Annotated in this window: 15 protein-coding genes and 1 riboswitch; of the genes, 8 read left to right on the plus strand and 7 right to left on the minus strand. The window is 71.1% G+C overall.

Annotated features, from left to right (window positions below; translation table 11 throughout):
- Positions 1-37 precede the first annotated feature (37 nt).
- The 3 genes from ABT304_RS07030 (at position 38) to ABT304_RS07040 (ending at position 1,808) form a co-directional block, all read left to right on the plus strand.
- Positions 38-520, plus strand: coding sequence for an FHA domain-containing protein (locus tag ABT304_RS07030; protein WP_160023650.1), 483 nt, complete (start codon positions 38-40; stop codon positions 518-520).
- 3 nt (positions 521-523) lie between these two features.
- Positions 524-1,276 (plus strand): transcriptional regulator FtsR, encoded by a 753-nt coding sequence (gene ftsR / locus ABT304_RS07035; protein ID WP_350713951.1) that lies wholly within the window; start codon positions 524-526, stop codon positions 1,274-1,276.
- 64 nt (positions 1,277-1,340) lie between these two features.
- Entirely contained in the window at positions 1,341-1,808 is a 468-nt protein-coding gene (locus tag ABT304_RS07040) for a bifunctional nuclease family protein (protein WP_091042032.1), read from the plus strand.
- A 12-nt stretch (positions 1,809-1,820) separates the two neighbouring features.
- On the opposite strand, the gene ABT304_RS07045 is transcribed toward ABT304_RS07040, so the two are convergent.
- A complete protein-coding gene (locus ABT304_RS07045; protein ID WP_350713952.1) occupies positions 1,821-2,657 on the minus strand; it encodes a helix-turn-helix transcriptional regulator in 837 nt (278 codons plus the stop codon).
- Between the two features lie 142 nt (positions 2,658-2,799).
- Between ABT304_RS07045 and ABT304_RS07050 the strand changes: the two genes are divergently transcribed.
- From ABT304_RS07050 to gcvP, 3 genes are all read left to right on the plus strand, one after another.
- Positions 2,800-4,206, plus strand: a complete 1,407-nt coding sequence (locus tag ABT304_RS07050) for an MFS transporter (RefSeq protein WP_350713954.1) — start codon at positions 2,800-2,802, stop codon at positions 4,204-4,206.
- Positions 4,207-4,351: 145 nt separating this feature from the next.
- On the plus strand, positions 4,352-4,969 hold the full coding sequence (locus ABT304_RS07055; protein ID WP_201451022.1) for a MerR family transcriptional regulator: 618 nt from the start codon (positions 4,352-4,354) through the stop codon (positions 4,967-4,969).
- Positions 4,970-5,050: 81 nt separating this feature from the next.
- Positions 5,051-5,141, plus strand: a riboswitch (glycine riboswitch).
- 59 nt (positions 5,142-5,200) lie between these two features.
- Entirely contained in the window at positions 5,201-8,089 is a 2,889-nt protein-coding gene (gene gcvP / locus ABT304_RS07060; protein ID WP_350713956.1) for an aminomethyl-transferring glycine dehydrogenase, read from the plus strand.
- A 51-nt stretch (positions 8,090-8,140) separates the two neighbouring features.
- Here the strand turns inward: gcvP and ABT304_RS07065 are convergent, their stop codons facing one another.
- The 4 genes from ABT304_RS07065 to pepN form a co-directional block, all read right to left on the minus strand.
- On the minus strand, positions 8,141-9,364 hold the full coding sequence (locus tag ABT304_RS07065) for an SGNH/GDSL hydrolase family protein (RefSeq protein WP_350713958.1): 1,224 nt from the start codon (positions 9,362-9,364) through the stop codon (positions 8,141-8,143).
- Positions 9,365-9,487: 123 nt separating this feature from the next.
- Entirely contained in the window at positions 9,488-12,409 is a 2,922-nt protein-coding gene (locus tag ABT304_RS07070) for an AAA family ATPase (RefSeq protein ID WP_350713959.1), read from the minus strand.
- Positions 12,409-13,608: an exonuclease SbcCD subunit D gene (locus tag ABT304_RS07075; protein ID WP_350713960.1), complete on the minus strand. Its 1,200-nt coding sequence runs from the start codon at positions 13,606-13,608 to the stop codon at positions 12,409-12,411. Before ABT304_RS07075 ends, ABT304_RS07070 begins: the two co-directional genes overlap by 1 nt.
- Before the next feature lie 61 nt (positions 13,609-13,669).
- Complete coding sequence (gene pepN, locus ABT304_RS07080; RefSeq protein WP_350713961.1) at positions 13,670-16,120, minus strand: aminopeptidase N; 2,451 nt, start codon at positions 16,118-16,120, stop codon at positions 13,670-13,672.
- A 37-nt stretch (positions 16,121-16,157) separates the two neighbouring features.
- Here pepN and ABT304_RS07085 point away from each other — a divergent pair, with 37 nt between their 5' ends.
- Positions 16,158-16,595: an OsmC family protein gene (locus tag ABT304_RS07085; RefSeq protein ID WP_350713963.1), complete on the plus strand. Its 438-nt coding sequence runs from the start codon at positions 16,158-16,160 to the stop codon at positions 16,593-16,595.
- A 99-nt stretch (positions 16,596-16,694) separates the two neighbouring features.
- Here the strand turns inward: ABT304_RS07085 and ABT304_RS07090 are convergent, their stop codons facing one another.
- Together ABT304_RS07090 and ABT304_RS07095 are read right to left on the minus strand one after the other, a co-directional pair.
- Positions 16,695-17,756: an S-adenosylmethionine:tRNA ribosyltransferase-isomerase gene (locus ABT304_RS07090; RefSeq protein ID WP_350713964.1), complete on the minus strand. Its 1,062-nt coding sequence runs from the start codon at positions 17,754-17,756 to the stop codon at positions 16,695-16,697.
- Positions 17,753-18,451: an SDR family NAD(P)-dependent oxidoreductase gene (locus tag ABT304_RS07095; RefSeq protein WP_350713966.1), complete on the minus strand. Its 699-nt coding sequence runs from the start codon at positions 18,449-18,451 to the stop codon at positions 17,753-17,755. The genes ABT304_RS07090 and ABT304_RS07095 overlap by 4 nt, the downstream gene beginning before the upstream one ends.
- 61 nt (positions 18,452-18,512) lie before the next feature.
- Between ABT304_RS07095 and soxR the strand changes: the two genes are divergently transcribed.
- Complete coding sequence (soxR, locus tag ABT304_RS07100) at positions 18,513-18,986, plus strand: redox-sensitive transcriptional activator SoxR (protein WP_350713968.1); 474 nt, start codon at positions 18,513-18,515, stop codon at positions 18,984-18,986.
- Positions 18,987-19,052: the final 66 nt, after the last annotated feature.

Here is a 19,052-nt window from a genome sequence, read left to right on the forward strand (position 1 = left end):
GTAGGTGCCCGGCCCTCGATGAACCTGGAGCTCAAAAATGTCCGTGTGCCCCGCTTGCGGCAGCCAGAACCCCGACGAAGCGCGGTTCTGCTCGCAGTGTGGCGTAAGCCTGACCGGGACCGACCAGACCTCGACGATTCAGCTCGGGGCTGACGCCGACACCTCTGACCGGGTGTTGAGCCCGGTCGAGGCGGCCACCGTCGAGGCCCTGCCGCGGGGCAACGGCATGCTCGTCGTGCAGCGTGGTCCCGGTGCCGGAAGCCGCTTCCTGCTCGACCAGGACACCGTGGTCGCGGGTCGTCACCCGGACAGCGACATCTTCCTCGACGACGTCACCGTCTCGCGTCGCCACGCGGAGTTCGCGCGCACCGGCGACACCTTCGAGGTCTCCGACGTCGGCAGCCTCAACGGCACCTACGTCAACCGCGACCGGATCGAGAAGGTCGTCCTCAAGGACGGCGACGAGGTCCAGGTCGGCAAGTTCCGGCTCGTCTTCTACGCCGGGCACGAAGGGGCGTAGCCGATGGCCGCCGCCGCGATGCCTGACCCTCAACGGCCGGCTAGCGACTCGGGGGAGCGGCTCAACATCGGGCAGGTCCTGGATCAGCTGCGTCCGGACTTTCCCACGGTGACGATCCCCAAGATCCGCTTTCTCGAGGACAAGGGACTGATCAAGCCGGAGCGCACGCCCGCGGGCTACCGCAAGTTCTCCCGCCGCGATGTCGAGCGGCTGCGCTACGTCCTGAGGATGCAGCGCGACCACTACCTGCCGCTCAAGGTCATCGGTGAGCACCTGGATGCGATCGACCGGGGCCTCGAGCCGCCGGCGATCGAGCCGACCGTGCCCACGGTCCCGACGGTGGCCCTGACGCCGAGCGGCGCGCCGGGCGCGGAGTCGTTCCGGCGTACGGACAACATGCGGATCTCGCGACGCGAGCTCCTCAAGGTGGCCGAGGTCGACGACGCGCTGCTGACCGAGCTGGAGAAGATGGCGCTGGTGGTGCCGCTGCGCAGCGGTCACTACGACACCGATGCCCTCGCGATCGCGCGCACCGCCAAGGAGCTGGCCGAGTTCGGCATCGAGCCTCGTCACCTGCGCGGTATGAAGGCCGCCGCCGACCGCGAGGTCGGTCTCATCGAGCAGATCGTGGCCCCGCTGCGGCGCCCCGGGAACGCCGGAGCGCAGGGCCGGGCCGAGGAGATCGGCAGCGAGATCGCCTCCCTGGCAGTCCGTCTGCACGCCACCTTGGTGAAGTCTGGACTCCGCGACCGCTGACTCGGTGGATGTCGGCGGTCAACCGGGCTGCTGTCGCGACCCGGAGACGGGTAGGGTGGATGACATGCGCGAGGTCGATGTGCTCGGAGTCCGAGTGGAGATGCCCTCCAACCAGCCGATCGTGCTGTTGCGCGAGGTGGCGGGTGAGCGATACCTGCCCATCTGGATCGGCGCGGTGGAGGCGACCGCGATCGCCTTCGCCCAGCAGGGCGTGGTCCCGCCGCGGCCGCTGACCCACGACCTGCTCAAGGACGTGCTGGAGGCGACCGGCAACGAGCTCACCGAGGTGCAGATCACCTCGGTCACCGACCGCGTCTTCTACGCCAACCTGGTCTTCGCCTCGGGCGTCGAGGTGAGCGCGCGACCGTCGGACTCGATCGCGCTGGCGCTGCGTACGGGGACCAAGATCGTGGTCTCCGACGAGGTCCTCGACGAGGCGGGGCTCGCCGTCCCGGCGGAGCAGGAGGACGAGATCGAGAAGTTCCGCGAGTTCCTCGACGAGATCACCCCCGAGGACTTCGAGTCCCACTGACGCTCGGCACGATCACTCGCTGAGCGCGAGCATCGCCTTCTCGTCGACCGTGTCGGCCTCTGCCTGGTAGACGATCATGCGCTGACCGCCGGTGCGAGCCAGCTGCATCACCTCGTAGGTGAGCGTCATCCGGCCCACCCGCGGATGCTCGAAGGTCTTCGTGCCGCCGCTGCGCTCACACACGTCGTAGAGCTCCCAGATCGCGGCGAACTCCGGCGACTTGAGCAGCAGCTCGCCCACCAGTGCCGCGAGCCGGGGTGAGTCGACGTCGGTGCCGCCGACGGCCCGCAGGTTGGCCACCGAGCTGGTGACCGTCTGGTGCCACGGGTCGAGCAGGTGCCGCCCGATCGGGTCGAGGAAGAGGTAGCGGGTCAGGTTCCGGTGCTCCCGCGGCCCGTCCCACAGACCCGGGTAGAGCCGCCGGGCCGGCCGGTTGGCGGCCAGGATGTCGTTGTGCCTGCTGAACACGAAGGCCGGCAGCGGCCCGAGCTGCTCGAGCATGACGAGCACCGAGGGACGTACGGTGGTGTCGGTCGTCGCCTGGGGCACGCTGACGCGCCCCGAGGCGACCTCGGCGAGCTCGTGCAGGCGCTGATGGGCGTCGCCGGTCAAGCGCAGGGTACGAGCCAGCGAGTCCAGGACGGCCGCTGACGGGTTGGTCTCCCGCCCGCGCTCGAGCCGGGTGTAGTAGTCCACCGAGACGCCGGCGAGCGCCGCAAGCTCCTCGCGCCGCAGCCCAGGCGTACGCCGCACGCCGGTGCCGGCGGGCAGGCCCGCCTCCTCCGGGGTCACCCGTGTCCGGCGGGCACGCAGGTAGCGCCCCAGCTCGGTCGCAGCCATGTCACTCATCCCCACCAGTGTGCCGCAGGTCCGGCTCGCGTGAGGGGCCGTGTCACACCCACCCCTGGTGACACCCCGGCATCGCGCGGTCTGCCTCTGCGCGCGCGACGCAACCAGACTTTCGGGGACAACGACCTGGAGGAGGAGCACGATGACCGCAGTAGCCCAAGAGGTGCCGAGCAGAGGTCCGGCAGCCGCGCCCGCCGGAAGCGTTCGAGCTCTGCTCGCCGCGCTCCTGGGCTTCACGGTGATCACCGTCGACGTCTCCGCGGTCAACATCGCGCTGCCCTACCTGCACCGGGACCTGGGTGGCGGGATGGCTGGTCTGCAGTGGGTCGTGGATGCGTACACGCTGATGTTCGCCGCCCTGATGCTCTCGGCGGGCGCGGTGACCGACCGGGTCGGACCGGTCCGGGCCTACGCCCTGGGGGTGGTGCTGTTCACCGTCGCCTCCGTGGCCTGCGCGGCCGCTCCGGTGATGCCGGCGCTCATCGCGGCCCGGGTGCTGCAGGGTGCTGCCGCCGCGCTGGTCATGCCGGCGTCGCTGGCGCTGGTCCGGGTGGCGTACGACGACGCGCGGGCCCGAGGGCAGGCCATCGCCGTGTGGACGATCGGCGGATCGGCGGCGATGGCGCTGGGGCCGGTGGCCGGAGGCCTGCTGAGCGAGTACGCCGGCTGGCGCTGGGTGTTCCTGGTCAACGTCCCGGTCGGGATCCTCATCGTCGCCCTGCTCGCCGGTCTGCGGATCCGGGCGGTACGGCGGCGGGCACCGCTCGACCTCCCTGGCCAGGCGCTCGCCGTGCTCGCGCTGTCGGCGCTGACGTACGCCGTCATCGAGGCCGGTCACACCGGCTGGCACCCGCCCGCCCTGCTCGCGGCAGCGGTAGCCGTCTCGGCGGCCGTTGCCTTCGTCGTGGTGGAGCGTCGCTCGGCGGCGCCGGTGCTGCCGCTCGGGCTGGTGGGTCGGGGGAGGGTCGCGGTCGCGCTCGTCTCCGGGTTCGGGATCAACTTCGGGTTCTACGGCGGGATCTTCCTGCTCGGCCTCTACTACCAGCAGGTGCGGGGCTGGAGCGGTGCCGAGGCGGGGCTGATGTTCGTCATCCCGGCGGCCATGACCACGTGCGCCAACGTCGTGGCGCCGCGCCTGGCGTACGTCGTGGGCCGGCGCCCGCTCATCGTCGGCGGCCAGCTGATCCTCGCGGTCGGAATGCTCGCCCTGCTCCCGCTGACGACGACGACGCCGGTCTGGCTGGTCCTGGTGCTGCTCGTCCCGCTCGCCACCGGCGGTGCGCTGGCGATCACCCTCGTCACCGCCGACCTGATCGACGCGGTCGAGCCCGCCCGCGTGGGTGTCGCGACCGGCGCGCTGAGCACGTTCCGGCAGACGGGCGGCGCGATCGCGGTCGCCGTCTTCGGTGGTCTGGGGGCCGGTGCGTCCGGGATCCTCACCCTTCCCGGGATGCAGGCATCTCTCCTCGCCGGGGCCGGCGTCCTGGTGCTGACCGCCCTCGTGGCGACCGTCAGGTGCCGAAAGCCTCAGGCTCTACTTGAGGGTTAGCCCGGACGACACGCCGGAGGGGGTTCTTTGACCAGGGCCCTTGCGGCGCTTACCTTGTAGTTGTCTCTGTTGTAACTCCAACGATGTGGTCCCCCCGCCGCAGCCGTTCATTCCCCGAGTGGAGTTACGCACAACGGAGTAGACGATGGAGGACATCGTGTTCGACCACGAGCAGAAGCCCGGCCACGGCGCCGACGACGCGCAACGCGCGGCGGAGCAGGCTGACGAGCAGGGCCTTCTCTTCACCGACGATGTCTCGCCCCTGCCGAGCGACACCGGTTACCGCGGGCCGACGGCCTGCAACGCTGCGGGGATCAGCTACCGCCAGCTCGACTACTGGGCACGCACCGGACTCGTCGAGCCGAGTGTGCGCGGCGCCACCGGCTCCGGCACTCAGCGGCTCTACTCCTTCCGCGACATCCTGATCCTCAAGGTCATCAAGCGGCTCCTCGACGCCGGCATCTCGCTGCAGCAGATCCGCGCTGCCGTGCAGCACCTGCGTGAGCGGGGCACCGACGACCTGACCCGCGTCACCCTGATGAGCGACGGCGCCTCGGTCTACGAGTGCACCAGCAACGACGAGGTCATCGACCTGCTCCAGGGCGGGCAGGGCGTCTTCGGCATCGCCATCGGCGGTGTCTGGCGCGAGATCGAGGGCACGCTCTCCGAGCTCCCCAGCGAGCGTACGACCGACGACGGCGAGCAGGTCGCCTCGATGTCCGACGAGCTCTCCGCCCGCCGCGCGGCGCGCAACGCAGGGTAGTAAACGTCACGTAACACTAGACCCCGAGGTCCCCGCAGAGGCGGGGCCTCGGGGTCTAGTCGTTTATGCTGGAGTTGCTGACCATCCCGCACGGGAGAGCTCCTCTCGAAGGGGCGCCGAAGGGGCAATTCCTCCCCGGAAACTCTCAGGCATCCACGACTGTGCGGACCAGGCAACTCTGAAGCGGCGCAGGTGCGGTGACAGAGGGGGAGGGCGTACGAGTTGTCTTAGATGCCCTCAGGAGCCACTGTGTCCGACACGCCCACTCTGTCCGAGCTCGACGCCGCCTCCCCGTTCGTGGCGCGCCACGTCGGACTCTCGGCCGCCGACGAGGCGACCATGCTCGCGCGGCTCGGGTACGACTCGGTAGCAGCGATGATGGACGCCGCCGTCCCGGCCGGGATCCGCTCGGTGGAGTCGCTGGACCTGCCGGCCGCGCTGAGCGAGGCGCAGGTGGCCTCGCTGGCGCGGGAGATCGCAGCCTCCAACAAGCCCGGCGAGGCGATGATCGGGCTCGGCTACCACGCCACCGTGACGCCGCCGGTGATCCGTCGCAACGTGCTCGAGGACCCGAGCTGGTACACCGCCTACACGCCCTACCAGCCCGAGATCTCCCAGGGCCGCCTCGAGGCGCTCATCAACTTCCAGACCATGGTCGGCGACCTGACCGGCCTGCCGGTGGCCAACTCCTCGCTCCTGGACGAGGGCACCGCGGCCGCCGAGGCGTTGGCGCTGGTGCACCGAGCCAACCGCAAAGGCTCCGGTCCGTTCGTCATCGACGCCGACGCCCTGCCGCAGTCGATCGAGGTCGTGAAGGTGCGCGCCGAGGCGATGGGCCTCGAGGTCGTCGTGGCCGACCTCTCGCAGGGTCTGCCCGAGGGCGACGTGATCGGCGTGCTGGTGCAGTACCCCGGCGCCTCCGGTGGCGTCCCCGACCTCAAGCCGGTCATCGATGCCGCCCATGAGCGGGGTGCGCTGGCCGTCGTCGCCGCCGACCTGCTCGCGCTCACCGTCCTGGAGGCGCCCGGCACCCTCGGCGCCGACGTCGTCGTCGGCTCGACGCAGCGCTTCGGCATCCCGCTCTTCTACGGCGGCCCGCACGCCGGCTACATGGCCGTCCACGAGGGGATCGAGCGGCACCTGCCGGGTCGTCTCGTCGGCGTCTCCGTCGATGCCGAGGGGCGGCCCGCGTACCGTCTCGCACTGCAGACCCGCGAGCAGCACATCCGCCGCGAGAAGGCGACCTCCAACATCTGCACCGCGCAGGTGCTGCTGGCCGTCGGCGCTTCGATGTACGCCGTCTACCACGGCCCCGACGGGCTGCGGACGATCGCGACCCGGACCCACCGCTACGCCGCCGTCCTGGCCGCCGCGCTCAAGTCGGCCGGGCTCCCCCTGGTCTCGGAGACGTTCTTCGACACGCTGGGTGTCACCGTCCCCGGCCGGGCGGCAGATGTCGTGGCCGCGGCGCGCCGTTTCGGCGTACATCTTCGTCTCGTGGACGCCGACACCGTCGGCATCTCGACCTCGGAGGCGACCACTCGCTCGACCCTGTCGGCCGTGCTCAACGCCTTCGGCGTCGCGGGTGCGGACCTGGACGAGATCGACCGCACCACGGCCAGCGCGCTGCCTGACGGCCTGCTGCGCACCACCGACTACCTCACCCACGAGGTCTTCAACGCGCACCACAGCGAGACCCAGATGCTGCGCTACCTGCACAAGCTGGCGGCGCGCGACTACGCGCTGGACAAGGGCATGATCCCGCTCGGCTCGTGCACCATGAAGCTCAACGCGACCACCGAGATGGAGCCGATCTCGCTGCCCGGCTTCGCCGACCTGCACCCGTTCGTGCCCGCCGAGGACGCCGCCGGCTACACGCGTCTGGTCGGTGAGCTGGAGGGCTGGCTGGCAGAGGTCACCGGCTACGACGAGGTCTCCATCCAGCCGAACGCCGGCTCGCAGGGTGAGTTCGCCGGCCTGATGGCGATCCGCGGCTACCTGGACGCGCAGGGCCAGGGTCACCGCAAGATCTGCCTGATGCCGTCCTCCGCGCACGGCACCAACGCCGCCTCGGCCGTGATGGCCGGGATGAAGGTGGAGGTCGTGAAGTCGTCCGAGGACGGCACCGTCGACCTCGACGATCTGCGGGCGAAGCTGGACGCCCACGGCGAGAACGTCGCCGCGATCATGGTGACGTACCCCTCGACCCACGGGGTCTACGAGGAGGGCATCACCGAGGTGTGCTCGCTGGTGCACGAGGCCGGCGGTCAGGTCTACATCGACGGCGCCAACTTCAACGCGCTCCTGGGCTACGCCAAGCCCGGCGAGTTCGGTGGCGACGTCTCCCACCTGAACCTGCACAAGACCTTCTGCATCCCGCACGGCGGTGGCGGTCCGGGCGTCGGCCCGGTCGCGGTCCGCTCCCACCTGGCGCCCTACCTGCCCTCGCACTCCCTGCACCCGGACACCTCGAAGCGCTCGGGCATCGGCGCGATCTCGGCGGCTCCGTACGGCTCGGCCGGCATCCTGCCGATCTCGTGGGCGTACGTCCGGCTCATGGGCGCCGAGGGTCTGACCCGGGCGACGTCGGCCGCGGTGCTGTCGGCCAACTACGTGGCCTCGCGCCTCAACGAGCACTTCCCGGTGCTCTACCGCGGCGAGACCGGCCTGGTCGCTCACGAGTGCATCCTCGACCTGCGGCCGATCACCAAGGAGACCGGTGTCACCGTCGACGACGTCGCCAAGCGGCTCATCGACTACGGCTTCCACGCCCCGACGATGTCCTTCCCGGTCGCCGGCACGCTCATGGTCGAGCCCACCGAGTCCGAGGACCTCGGCGAGCTGGACCGGTTCATCGACGCGATGATCGCGATCAAGGGCGAGATCGACCGGGTCGCCTCGGGTGAGTGGACCGCTGAGACCTCGGTCCTGCGCGGTGCCCCGCACACCTCTCGTGCCCTCGTCGGCGACTGGGACCGGGCGTACTCCCGCGAGGAGGCCGTCTTCCCGCGCGGCATCGACCCGGACAAGTACTGGCCGCCGGTGGCCCGCATCGACAACACCTACGGCGACCGCAACCTGGTCTGCTCCTGCCCGCCGGTGGAGTCCTTCGCCGAGTGACGTTATCGCCGAGTCGGCGCGTCATGACGCGCCGACTCGGCGAGGTCTTGGTCAGCTCAGGGTCATGATCGGCTCGCCGTTGGCGTTGAGCCCGGTGCCGTGGGTGCACGTGCCGGACCTCGGCGCGCCGCCGTTGTAGGCCTGGCGTAGGCAGTTGCGCAGGGCGAGCTGTCCCCAGTAGTTGGGGTGCAGGCTCTCCTGGATGTAGTAGTTGCCGCTCGCGGTGGAGACGGTACGGATCTGGTTGACCCACTCGGTGCGGTCGACCGCACCAGAGGCCCGCCAGCTCGACAGCCCCTTCTCCTCGAGAAGGCCCACGGTGTTCTCGCACAGCCGGCGGCCCGCGAAGGCGCCGGTGACGTCGATCTTCTTGATGTTGGTCAGCCCGGAGTCGCTCGCCGCACCCGAGATCGCGTTGTTGATCGTCGGCAGGATCGTGTTGTACGCGTAGTCGGCATCCGCGTTCCAGAAGCCGCAGCCGCCGGTGTTCTGACGGGTGTAGCCGGACTCGCTGTAGCGGTAGACCGAGGAGGTCGCGAGCGGCGAGGGCACGTTCTGGACGATCAGGGTCCAGGCGCCGTCCGCGTAGCCCGCGTTGCGCATGGCGGTGCGCACGTTCTGGAACGCGGTGGCGATCCTGGCGCGTACCGCGGCGACGTTGCCGGCCGCCATGGCGCTGGTGACGACCGCGTCGTCCTTGCAGTAGTCCTTGGCCCAGGAGGGCGAGAGCAGGAAGTTCTGTACGCACTGGGTGACGATGGCGGCGAAGTTGAAGTCGTTGCCGCCGATGCCGATCGTCACCGCCTTGACGTTGTGGCTCGCCGCGAAGCTCTGCAGCATGAGGGCCTGGCCCTGGTTGCTGCCGTTGGAGTAGAAGTCGATGCCGGGCTTGAAGTAGCCCTCGCTGGTCGTGGTCGTGGCGACCTTCGCGCCCGAGCAGGCCAGGTTGAGCCCGTTCACGCCACCGCCGACGTACGCCTCGGCGGCCGTGCTGCGGTGGCAGCGGTTGATCGTCTCGGCGGTGTGGCCGGCGTTGTCGAAGTAGGTCGCGCTGCCGCCCGCATCGACGAGCGACTCGCCGGAGTTGCTGTTGCCGGCCCAGCGGCCGGCCTCGCCGGAGACGTAGCTGTCACCCACGGTGACGATCCACGGTGCGCCGCTTCCGGGGCCGTCGGCGTGGGCTGGAGAGGCCAACAAGGTCGTCGCGGAAAGCAGGGACGCGGGTAGGAGAAGGGTCGCGGCGACCTGGGCGACACGGGTGCTGAGACGTGGCACGGAAACCTCCGGGTGGTCTGGGACGGCTTCCGCGGTGCGGAGCCGCCTCAGGCTAGTGACGTACGTCACTCCCGGGGAACTACTGGCGGGTAATAACTCTCGTCCTGAGGGTAAATTCTTCGCTCAGACGCCGACGACGTGGAGGGTGGAGCCGTCGCGGCCCTTGGCCACGGCCAGCTGGGTGGGGATCCGCTCGCGCATCTCGGTGACGTGGCTGACCACGCCGATGATCCGACCGCCCTCGCGGAGGGTGTCGAGGACGTCGAGTACGTCATCGAGGGTGTCGGCGTCGAGGGAGCCGAAGCCCTCGTCGACGAACAGGGTGTCGAGCATCTGGCCGCCGGCCTCGTTCATGATCACGTCGGCCAGGCCCAGGGCCAGGGCGAGCGAGACCACGAAGGTCTCGCCGCCGGACAGGGTGGCGGGGTCTCGCGACTCGCCGGACCAGTCGTCGCGGACCATCAGCGCCAGACCGCCGCGGCGGTCGCCGGCGCCCTTGGCCGCGGAGTGCTCCAGGGCGTAGCGCTGGTCGCTCATCTTCGCCAGCCGCTCGTTGGCGGCGGCGACGACCTGGGTGAGGCGGTAGGCGACGACATAGGCCGACAGACTCATCTGGAGCTGGTTGTCACTGCTCTTGCCCTCCGCGAAGGAGGCGATCCGGGCAGCGACCTCGAGGTCGGAGCGTACGGGCGCCCAGGCAGAGAGCGCGCCGGTCAGGTCGCGCTGCAGGGAGTCGAGGCGGGCGGCCCGGTTGGCGGCGGTGTCGGCCGCCGAACGGGCTGAGTCGGCGGCGTCGGCGGCCTTGCGGTGGGCGGTGGCGAGCGCCGGCAGGTCCGGCTCCTCGTTGGCCAGGATCTCGGCGGCGCCGGGGGAGTCGAGGGTCGCCCGGGCGGCCGCCAGGCTGTCGGCGTACGTCTTGATCTGGCTGTTCAGCGCCGCGACCCGCTCCGGTGGTAGCGCCGCGGCGAGGGCGCTCTCGGGGGTGTCGAAGCCGGCCCGGACCGCGGTGGCGGTGAGGGTGCGCTCGGCCCCGGCGAGCGCCTCGGCGGCGCGGGTGGCGGCTTCCAGGCGCTCGAGGCTCGTGGTCGCCGCGCGGTGGTCGCGTTCGAGAGCGGTGAGCAGGGCGTCGAGATCCGGGTGGTCGCCGCGGACGTCGGTCAGCTGCTCCTCGAGGCGCTCGCGTTCCTCGGTGAGGTGACGCAGGGTGGTGTCGAGCTCGGCGGCGCGGGTCTCGAGCTCGGCGCGGAGCGTCGCCGAGCGGGCCCGGGCCTCTTCGACGGCGGTGAGCTCGGCGCGCAGGCTCGGCTCGCGGGCAGCGGTGCGCTCCAGACCGGCCAGGCGCTCGGCCATCGACGCGGCCGGCTCGTCGGTCTCCCCAGCAGCCTCCTGGGCGAGCTGCAGACGGGTGGTGAGGTCGCGCACGTGCTGGTCGCGGGCGTGCTCCTCGGCGCTGGCGTTGTCGTAGGTCGACTGAGCGGCCTTCTCGGCAGCCGCGTCGGGGGCGCCGTCGGCGGGGGAGGCCTTGTGGGGGTGCTCGTGGGAGCCGCACACCGGGCAGTCCGCGCCGACCGCGAGCGCCCCGGCGAGCTCGGCCGCGATGCCGTCCAGCCGGGCCTGGCGTACGTCGAGATAGCGGGTGCGCGCCTCCATGGCGGCCGTCCTGGCCGCCTCGTGCCTGGCGCGGGCGTCGACGAGCTCCCTGGTCAGCCGGCCGACCTCGGTGACCGCCGCGACCTGTGCACGCAGCACCGGGATCGCCGCAGCGGCCTCGGTGGCCGCTGCCAGGTCCGCGGTGAGGGCCTCGGCCTGCTGCGGAAGCTCCTCGGCGAGCCGGGCCTGCTCGCGGGTCTGGGTGAGGAGCCGGTCCTGCTGGGTGCCGGTGGCCGCGAGCTCGCGGGTGACCTCGCTCAGGCGTTGCTGGACCGGCACCAGGGCACGGGCCTGGGCGAGACGGGCCGAGATCCGGTCCACCGCCGCCTTGGCATCGGTCAGGGTCAGGTCGCTCGGGGCGAGCGAGGTCGCTCGGGCGTGCTCGCGCCGCGCCTGGTCGGCGAGCTCGCTGACCCCGGCCACTGCCTCGGCCCGCTGGGCGGCCTCGACGCGGCGTACGCGCTCCTCCTGCTCCTCGGCCGCGGCGACGAGACGGCTCTCGGCGGCGGCCGCTGCCCGGAGGCCGCGCTGCTTCTCGGCCATCGCCCGGGCGGCGTCGAGCGCTGCGAGGGTCTCCGACTCCGCAGCCAGGGCCTCCATGGCGGCGCCGGAGGTGACGGCCTGTGACTCGGTGGCCTCCTCGGCCAGCGCACGGGCCCAGGTGGCGATCGCGCCGTCGCCGGCGGGGAGGCCGAGGTCGTGGACGTCCCAGTCGTCGGGGAGCGTGACGGCCGCGGTCTCGCTGATCCGGCTGACCACCTCGGCCACGCCGGCGTTGAGCTCCTCGGAGCGCCGCCGGAGCTCGACGCGGCGCTCCCGCAGCCAGCGCTCGACATCGGCGAAACGCTCGGTGCGGAAGAGCCGCTCGAGCAGCCGTTTGCGCTCCTCGGCGCTGGAGCGGAGGAAGGCCTGGAAGCGGCCCTGAGGAAGCATCGCGACCTGCACGAACTGGGTCAGCGTCATGCCGAGGAGGTCCGAGACCAGGTGGCCGGCCTCGTCGAGGCGGGTGGTGAGGGTGTGCCACTCCTCGCCGACCTGCTCCATGAGCACGACGGAAGCCTGCTGGGTCGTCGTGCCGGCGCCGCGCCGCTTGGGCCGCTCCCACGACGGGGAGCGAGTGATCCGGAAGCGTCGCTGGGCGAGCGTCGCCTCCAGGACGACCCGCGTGGCGACCTCGGCCGGGGCCCGGTCGCTGCGCAGCCGCTTCGCGACCGAACGGTCACCGGGGACGTCGCCGTAGAGCGCGAAGCAGACCGCGTCCAGGACGCTGGTCTTCCCGGCGCCGGTGGCGCCGGAGAGCAGGAAGAGCCCCGCCTCGGAGAGCTGGTCGAAGTCGACGCTCACCGTGCCCGTGAACGGGCCGAACGCGGCGACCTCCAGGTGGTGAAGGCGCATCAGAAGAGCACCTCGAGCCACTCCTCTTCCTCGGCGACGCCGGAGCGCGAGTCGAGCGAGTCGACCTCGGGGTCCTCGCAACAGGCGTCCACGGCGGTCTGCAGCAGAGCCAGCTCGGCCTTGGCCGCCGGCTCGCCGCGGAGCTCGGCCACGAACTCGGTGACCAGGTCGATGTCGCGCCGCGGCCGGGACGGGTCGGGCTGCGAGAGCGCACCCAGGACAGGCGCGGTCGACTCGAAGCCCAGCACGAGGGTGTGCGGGAACCGTCTCCGCAGCCGCTCCATGGCCTGGGCCGGGCGGATCCGGTCGGTCAGGGTGACCTGCAGCCACGACTGCTCGTGGACCTCGTGGCGGGGGTCGCTCAGCAGCTCCTCGAGCGTGCCTCGCAGCCTGGCCAGCTTGCGCGGGACCGGCGCCTCCACGAACTCGCTGGCGACGAAACCGGACTCGTCGAGATCGATGAGCCAGGACCCCTTGAGATGGTTGGCCTCGGAGAACGAGTAGGCCAGCGGGGAGCCGCTGTAGCGCACCGTGTCGGTGATCGTGTGGCGGCCGTGGAGGTGGCCGAGGGCGGCGTAGGAGATGTCCTCGAAGAGGCTGGCGGGCACCATCGACACGCCACCGACGGAGATGTCGCGTTCGGAGTCGGATGGCTCCGCGCCGGTGACGAAAGCGTGGGCCATCACCACGCTGCGACCACCCCGGCGGTCGAGGTCGGCACGGACCCGCTTCATCGCCTCGCCGAGCGCCGCCTGGTGGGAGCGCGACTCCAGCCCCCACGACGCCCTGGCGGCGTCGGGATCGAGGTAGGGGAGACCGTAGAAGGCCACCTCGCCGTGCTCGTCGGGGAGCATCACCGGGCGGCCGACTCCGGCCAGGTCGGTGCGGATGAAGATGCCGGCGGCGTCGATCAGCTCGGAGCCGAAGCCGAGCCGCTGCGCCGAGTCGTGGTTGCCACTCGTGATAACGACCTTCGCCCGCGAGGCCGCGAGCCGGGAGAGCGCCTCCGAGGCCAGCCGCACCGCATCGACCTGCGGAAGCGCCCGGTCGTAGACATCGCCGGATACGCACACCACGTCGACGGATCCCTGCTCCACCACGGAGAGGAGATGGTCGACGTACGCCGCCTGGTGCCCGAGCATGCCCTCCCGGTGGAAGGACCGGCCCAGGTGCCAGTCGGAGGTGTGCAGGATCCGCATGAAACGAAAACTATCGGTGAGCACGGACAGTCTTGCCCCCGACTCACCGCCGGAGCCTCGGCTACGCGGGATAGGTCACCTTGATCGCCAGCTGCCGCTGCAGGTTGTCGGCCGCGTCGGACACGCGGCGGCGTACGCCCGGGTCGAGATCCAGCTCGATGACCGCCCGCGCGGCAGCGAGGGTCTCCTCGGTCACCGAGCCGCTCGGGAAGAACGCCTCGGCGGCCTCGGCCAGGCTCCAGCCAGAGCGCTTCTCGGCGGTGGCGGGAAGCTCGGCGAAGTAGCGGTCGACGCAGCCCGCGGTGAGCTCGGCCGGCCCGGTCCAGAACGCCCGTCCGGCGGCCAGGATGTCGTAGTTGGGCAGGTCGGTCTCGCCGGTGAACACCGACCAGCCGTACGCCTTCGCCTCCGCGTCGGGGATGCTGACCAGAGCGCCGTTGAGATGGATGCGGGCCTCGTTGGCGGGCTCGGCGTCATAGGCGGCGTGCAGCTCCTCACGAGAGGCGAAGCCCTGCTCGGCGAGCTTGGCGAGGATGCGCCAGCGCAGGTCGAGGTCGGTCTCGATCCCGGCCGGGGGAGTGGCGAGCCATTCCCGCAGCAGCGACTCGGACGACGCCGAGCGGATCGCCGCGCGGTAGGACGACAGCTGCAGCTCGGAGCCGGGAGCGACCTCGGCGAGCTTGCGGAGGGCGGCCTCGTGGAGCCGCTCGCGCGCCCCGGCGGGCGCCAGCGGCACCACCGAGCCGAAGAGCCACGGCATGGTGCGCCTCGGGGTGTCCTCGACGTCCTCGACCGGCAGCGACGCCTCCGCGATGTCGATGACGTCGGCCGGGTCGACCGCGGCGTTGAACCAGGCGCTGCGCAGGTTGTTCCACACGCCCGCGCGCAGACCGTCGTCGGTGACCTCCGGGAGGGCCGCCTTGAGCGCCTGCACCGTCTCCCAGTCGGGGATGGCCGCGGCCCAGGTGTCGTCGTAGGGATCGAGCACGACCGCGTTGGCGGCCACCTGGAGCGGCGTCTGGTCACCGCTCACCGTGATCTCCTCGGTGGTCCACTGGGTGCCGTTGAGGATCGCCGCGCGGAAGGTGTGGGAGCGATCGGCGGGGTGCAGCGACGGAGCGCTGCGGTTGACGACCATCTTGGCCGGGTCCCACGAGAGCGTGTCCGGGCCGGCCTTGAGCAGCCACTGTGAGGTGAAGGTGTCGAGGTCGAACTCGACCCCCGCCTCGGCCGCGGCGGCATCCCAGGAGCCGAACAGGTCGTGCATCGTCGCGTTGCCGAACCGGTGCCGGTTGAAGTGGTCGATCGCACCTGCGAAGAAGACGTCGTCGCCCAGGGACGCGGCGAGCTGGCGCAGGATCGCGGAGCCCTTGGAGTAGGAGATCCCGTCGAAGTTCTGCAGCGCGGAGACGGCGTCCTCGGCACCGTTGCCGGCGACCGAGTGCGTCGAGCCGCGCTGGTCGGCGGTCAGGCCCCATTGGCGGCGGGCGTAGGACATGTCGGCCCAGGCGTCGGCGTACTCCGTCACCTCGGCGGTGACCCGGTTGCCCATGTATTCGGCGAAGGACTCGTTGAGCCACAGGTCGTCCCACCATTGCGGCGTGACCAGGTCGCCGAACCACTGGTGGGCCATCTCGTGGGCGACCGTGGTGGCGCGCTGGATCCGCATGCCGCGGGTGACCCGCGAGGTGAAGACGAGCGGGTCGCGGAAGGTCACGCAGCCCGGGTTCTCCATCGCGCCGGCGTTGAACTCCGGCACGAACGCCTGGTGGTAGTTGCCGAACGGGTAGCGGATGCCGAAGAGCCGGTGGAACTCGTCGAAGCACTGCTTGGTGATCGTGAAGAGCTCCTCGGCGTCCTTGTCGAGGTCGGCGGCGATGCTCTGCCGCGAGCTCAGCGACAGCGGGATCCCGTCGTGCTCGTCGTGGATCATGTGCCACGGGCCGGCGACGAGCGTGACGAAGTACGTCGAGAGCGGCTGGCTCCGCTCGAACTCCCAGATCCCGGGCTCGGTCTGGGTGCCCGGAGCGTTGCCGATCACCGTCCAGTCGCGCGGCGCCGTCACGTGGAAGGTGTAGGGCGCCTTCAGGTCGGGCTGGTCGAAGCAGGCGAAGATCGTCGGGGCGGCGTCCATGAAGCACATCCCGTAGACGTAGGCCCGTCCGTCGGCCGGGTCGACGCTGCGGTGCAGCCCCTCGCCGTCGTTGCGGAACGGCATGGTGGCCTCGACGACGAGCTCGTTCAGGCCCTCGTCGGTGTTGATCGGGAGACGCCCCTTGGCGAGCGTGGCCGGGTCGACAGCGGCCCCGTTGAGGCTGATCCGCTCGACCGAGACCGGCTTCAGGTCGACGAACGTCGGCCCGCCCTTCGAGGTGAACCGGATCGTCGTCACCGAGTGGAAGGTCTCCTCGTGGGAGGCCAGGTCGAGACGTACGTCGTAGTCCTCGATGTTCAGCAGACCGGCACGGGCGGTGGCCTCGTCTCGGCGCAGGGGCAGGCTCTGGGTGCTCACGTCGCACAGGCTAACGGGCAGATGGCACTCTTACCCCATGACTTCTGATGCGGCAGACCAGCGCTCGGTATCTCTGGAGAAGATCGGCGAGCACCGCTTCCGTGCGACCAACGCGCGCGGCGGCACCGTGGTGATCGGCCACGGCGACGACCCCGACTTCACCCCGGTCGAGCTGCTCCTCGCTGCCTTGGCAGGCTGCAGTGCCCTGGACGTCGACTTCATCACCGCCAAGCGGTCCCCGATGGAGACCTTCGAGGCGCTCGCCGCGGGCACCAAGATCCGTGACGAGCAGGGCAACCGCCTCGTCGACCTCTCGGTCACCTTCGACATCACCTTCCCCGAGGGTGAGGCCGGCGATGCCGCCCGCAAGGTCCTCCCGGACGCGATCAAGAAGTCCGAGACCCGCCTGTGCACCGTCGGCCGTACCGTCGCCGTCGGCACCCCGGTGACCTACGGCGAGGGCGCCCTGTCCTAACCCGCCGAGACGTCACTCGCGTCGGCCGAGATGGCACCGAGGTGCCCTCTCGGCCGACGGGGTTGACGCTTCGGCCGACGTACGTGACGCCTCGGCGTCTCAGGGGAGCAGGAGCGCGGAGTCGCCGAACTCGTGCCACAGGTAGCCCTCGGCGACGGCGGCGTCGTAGGCCGCCTGGGTGAGCTCGGGGCCGGCGACGGCCTCGACCAGCAGCAGATGGCTGGCCTGCGGGTCGTGCCAGCCGGTGATGAGCCCGTTGACGACGTACGGCGGGTTGGCCGGTGTGATGACCCGGTCGGTCCAGCCGCTCGCCGCCCGGACCGCGCCCGTCGCGGGGATGACCGCCGACTCGAGGGCTCGGGTGACGGTGGTGCCGGCCGCGATGACGCGGCCACCGGCGTACCTGGTCTGTTCCACCAGCCGGGCGGTGGTCTCGGAGACCTCGAACCACTCCGCCCCGGGGGCCTCGCCGGCCTCCTGGGAGGAGACGCCGGTGTGCAGGGTGATGGGCGCGATCTGGATGCCGCGGGTAACCAGGTCGGTGACCAGCGGGTGGGTGAACGGTCGCGCCGCCGAGGGCATCTCCGCGCTTCCGGGGCGGTGCCCGAAGACGGTCTGGTAGGCGGAGAGCGGGTAGCGCCGGTCGAGATAGCCGTACGCGATCGGGCGGCCCGCCCGCTCGAGCTCGGCGGTCACGTCCCCGGTGACCCGGGCACGCCACAGCCGGTTGCCCTCGCCGGTGGGGGAGGAGGCTCGGCCGTCGGGGTAGGGCTCGCGCAGGGTGACCCGGAGACCGGCGGTCACGATCACGTCGCCCTCGGCGGCGTCCAGCACGGACCGGGAGGCGTCCGGGGCGGAGCGGATCTCCACGGCCCAGCCGGTGTCGAGACGCTGCGCGAGGTGGAGTACGACCCGGCCGCGCCCGATCATGTCGGCGTCGAGCTGGCGCGCCTCGGTCACCGAGTCGTTGACCACGACCAGGTCGCCGGGGGAGAGGTGATCGGCAAGGTTGCGGAACCGGGAATGTCGTACGCCGCCCGGCGACGCCACGAGCAGGCGCACCCCGTCGCGTTCCATGCCGCGCCACTCCGCGGGCGCGGGGGCGGTGGTCTCGTCGGGAAAGGGGAACGTGGTGGTCGGTCGTTCGGCGAGCATGGTCATCGGGTTGCTCCTACAGATGCGAGTTCGGTGGCGCGGTAGCGCCCGGACGGCTGGTCGCCGGAGAGCAGCGCGAGCAGGTGCGGAACGACCGATTCCGGCAGCGGTCGGTCGGAGATGTCCTCGCCGGGGAAGGCGGCCTGGTGCATCGCGGTGCGCATGTCACCGGGGTCGACGGCGTACGCACGGATGCCGTTCTCCTCGCCGAGGGTGAGGACCAGGTGGTCGAGCGCGGCCTTGCTCGCTGCGTACGTTCCCCAGGTCGGGTAGTGCTCGACCGCCGCGTCGCTGGAGATGCCCACGAGGGTGCCGCGTGAGGCGATCAGATAGGGGAGGAGCCGCTGGGTCAGGGTGAGCGGGGCGAGCAGGTTGGTCTCGAGCACGCGGGAGAAGAGGCTCTCCGGGACCTCGGCCAGGGGAAGCATCGGGCCGAGCTCGCTCGCGTTGTGCACGAGCAGGTCGAGGCGTCCGTGCCGGGCGACCGCGGCGGCGATCGCGTCCTGATGGTCGAGATCGCGTACGTCGCCGCTCAGCGGCGTCACCCGAGCGCCGTCCGGCAGGGCGGCATGGAGGCGGTCGGCGTTCCGGGCGTCGGTGACGACGCTCCAGCCCTTGTCGATGAGGGAGGTCGCGAGGGCGAGTCCCAGCCCCGCGGAGCCGCCGGTGATGACGGCTACTTCGTTGTCTGATCGGTTCATGCCCCCTAGGATTCAACCTAAAGTGAACTTGAGATCAAGGGCTGCGGCAGAAAAGAGTGAGATGAACACCCACGACCTGCTCACGATGGGCGAGGTGACCCGGCGCAGCGGCTATGCCGCCTCCGCGGTGCGCTACTACGAGAGCCAGGGCCTGATCCGGGCCGAGCGATCGGCCGGGGGACAGCGTACGTTCGAGCGCAGCGTCCTGCGTCGCCTCGCCTTCATCCGGGCCGCCGCCAACGTCGGGCTCTCCCTGGACGAGATCAAGGCAGAGCTCGACTGCCTGCCGGGGGACCGGACCCCCACGAAGGCCGACTGGGCGCGGATGTCCAGGCACTGGCGCCGCCGCCTCGAGGAGCAGATCCACGCCCTCGAGCGGCTCCGCGACAACCTCGACTCCTGCATCGGCTGCGGCTGCCTCTCCCTGCAGCGCTGCGGCATCTCCAACCCCAACGATGCCGCCGCGGCCCAGAGTGCCGGCGCCGCGTACCTCCCCAAGGTCCTGCGCCGCGACCCGCCTCGCCGCCGCGCCTGACCAGCCGAGGCGTCAGCGGCGTCGGTCGAGGCGTCACTGAGGTCGGCCGAGGTGTCAGGTATGTGC

Source organism: Nocardioides sp. NPDC000445, assembly GCF_040300245.1.
Classification (GTDB): Bacteria; Actinomycetota; Actinomycetes; order Propionibacteriales; family Nocardioidaceae; genus Nocardioides.

What these genes read in the sequence shown, in the direction of transcription:
- ABT304_RS07030 (WP_160023650.1), top strand. Translation starts at nt 38, where the DNA reads ATGTCCGTGTGCCCCGCTTGCGGCAGCCAGAACCCCGACGAAGCGCGG.
- ftsR (WP_350713951.1), top strand. Translation starts at nt 524, where the DNA reads ATGGCCGCCGCCGCGATGCCTGACCCTCAACGGCCGGCTAGCGACTCG.
- ABT304_RS07040 (WP_091042032.1), top strand. Translation starts at nt 1,341, where the DNA reads ATGCGCGAGGTCGATGTGCTCGGAGTCCGAGTGGAGATGCCCTCCAAC.
- ABT304_RS07045 (WP_350713952.1), bottom strand. Translation starts at nt 2,657, where the DNA reads ATGAGTGACATGGCTGCGACCGAGCTGGGGCGCTACCTGCGTGCCCGC.
- ABT304_RS07050 (WP_350713954.1), top strand. Translation starts at nt 2,800, where the DNA reads ATGACCGCAGTAGCCCAAGAGGTGCCGAGCAGAGGTCCGGCAGCCGCG.
- ABT304_RS07055 (WP_201451022.1), top strand. Translation starts at nt 4,352, where the DNA reads ATGGAGGACATCGTGTTCGACCACGAGCAGAAGCCCGGCCACGGCGCC.
- gcvP (WP_350713956.1), top strand. Translation starts at nt 5,201, where the DNA reads ATGCCCTCAGGAGCCACTGTGTCCGACACGCCCACTCTGTCCGAGCTC.
- ABT304_RS07070 (WP_350713959.1), bottom strand. Translation starts at nt 12,409, where the DNA reads ATGCGCCTTCACCACCTGGAGGTCGCCGCGTTCGGCCCGTTCACGGGC.
- ABT304_RS07075 (WP_350713960.1), bottom strand. Translation starts at nt 13,608, where the DNA reads ATGCGGATCCTGCACACCTCCGACTGGCACCTGGGCCGGTCCTTCCAC.
- ABT304_RS07085 (WP_350713963.1), top strand. Translation starts at nt 16,158, where the DNA reads ATGACTTCTGATGCGGCAGACCAGCGCTCGGTATCTCTGGAGAAGATC.
- ABT304_RS07090 (WP_350713964.1), bottom strand. Translation starts at nt 17,756, where the DNA reads ATGACCATGCTCGCCGAACGACCGACCACCACGTTCCCCTTTCCCGAC.
- ABT304_RS07095 (WP_350713966.1), bottom strand. Translation starts at nt 18,451, where the DNA reads ATGAACCGATCAGACAACGAAGTAGCCGTCATCACCGGCGGCTCCGCG.
- soxR (WP_350713968.1), top strand. Translation starts at nt 18,513, where the DNA reads ATGAACACCCACGACCTGCTCACGATGGGCGAGGTGACCCGGCGCAGC.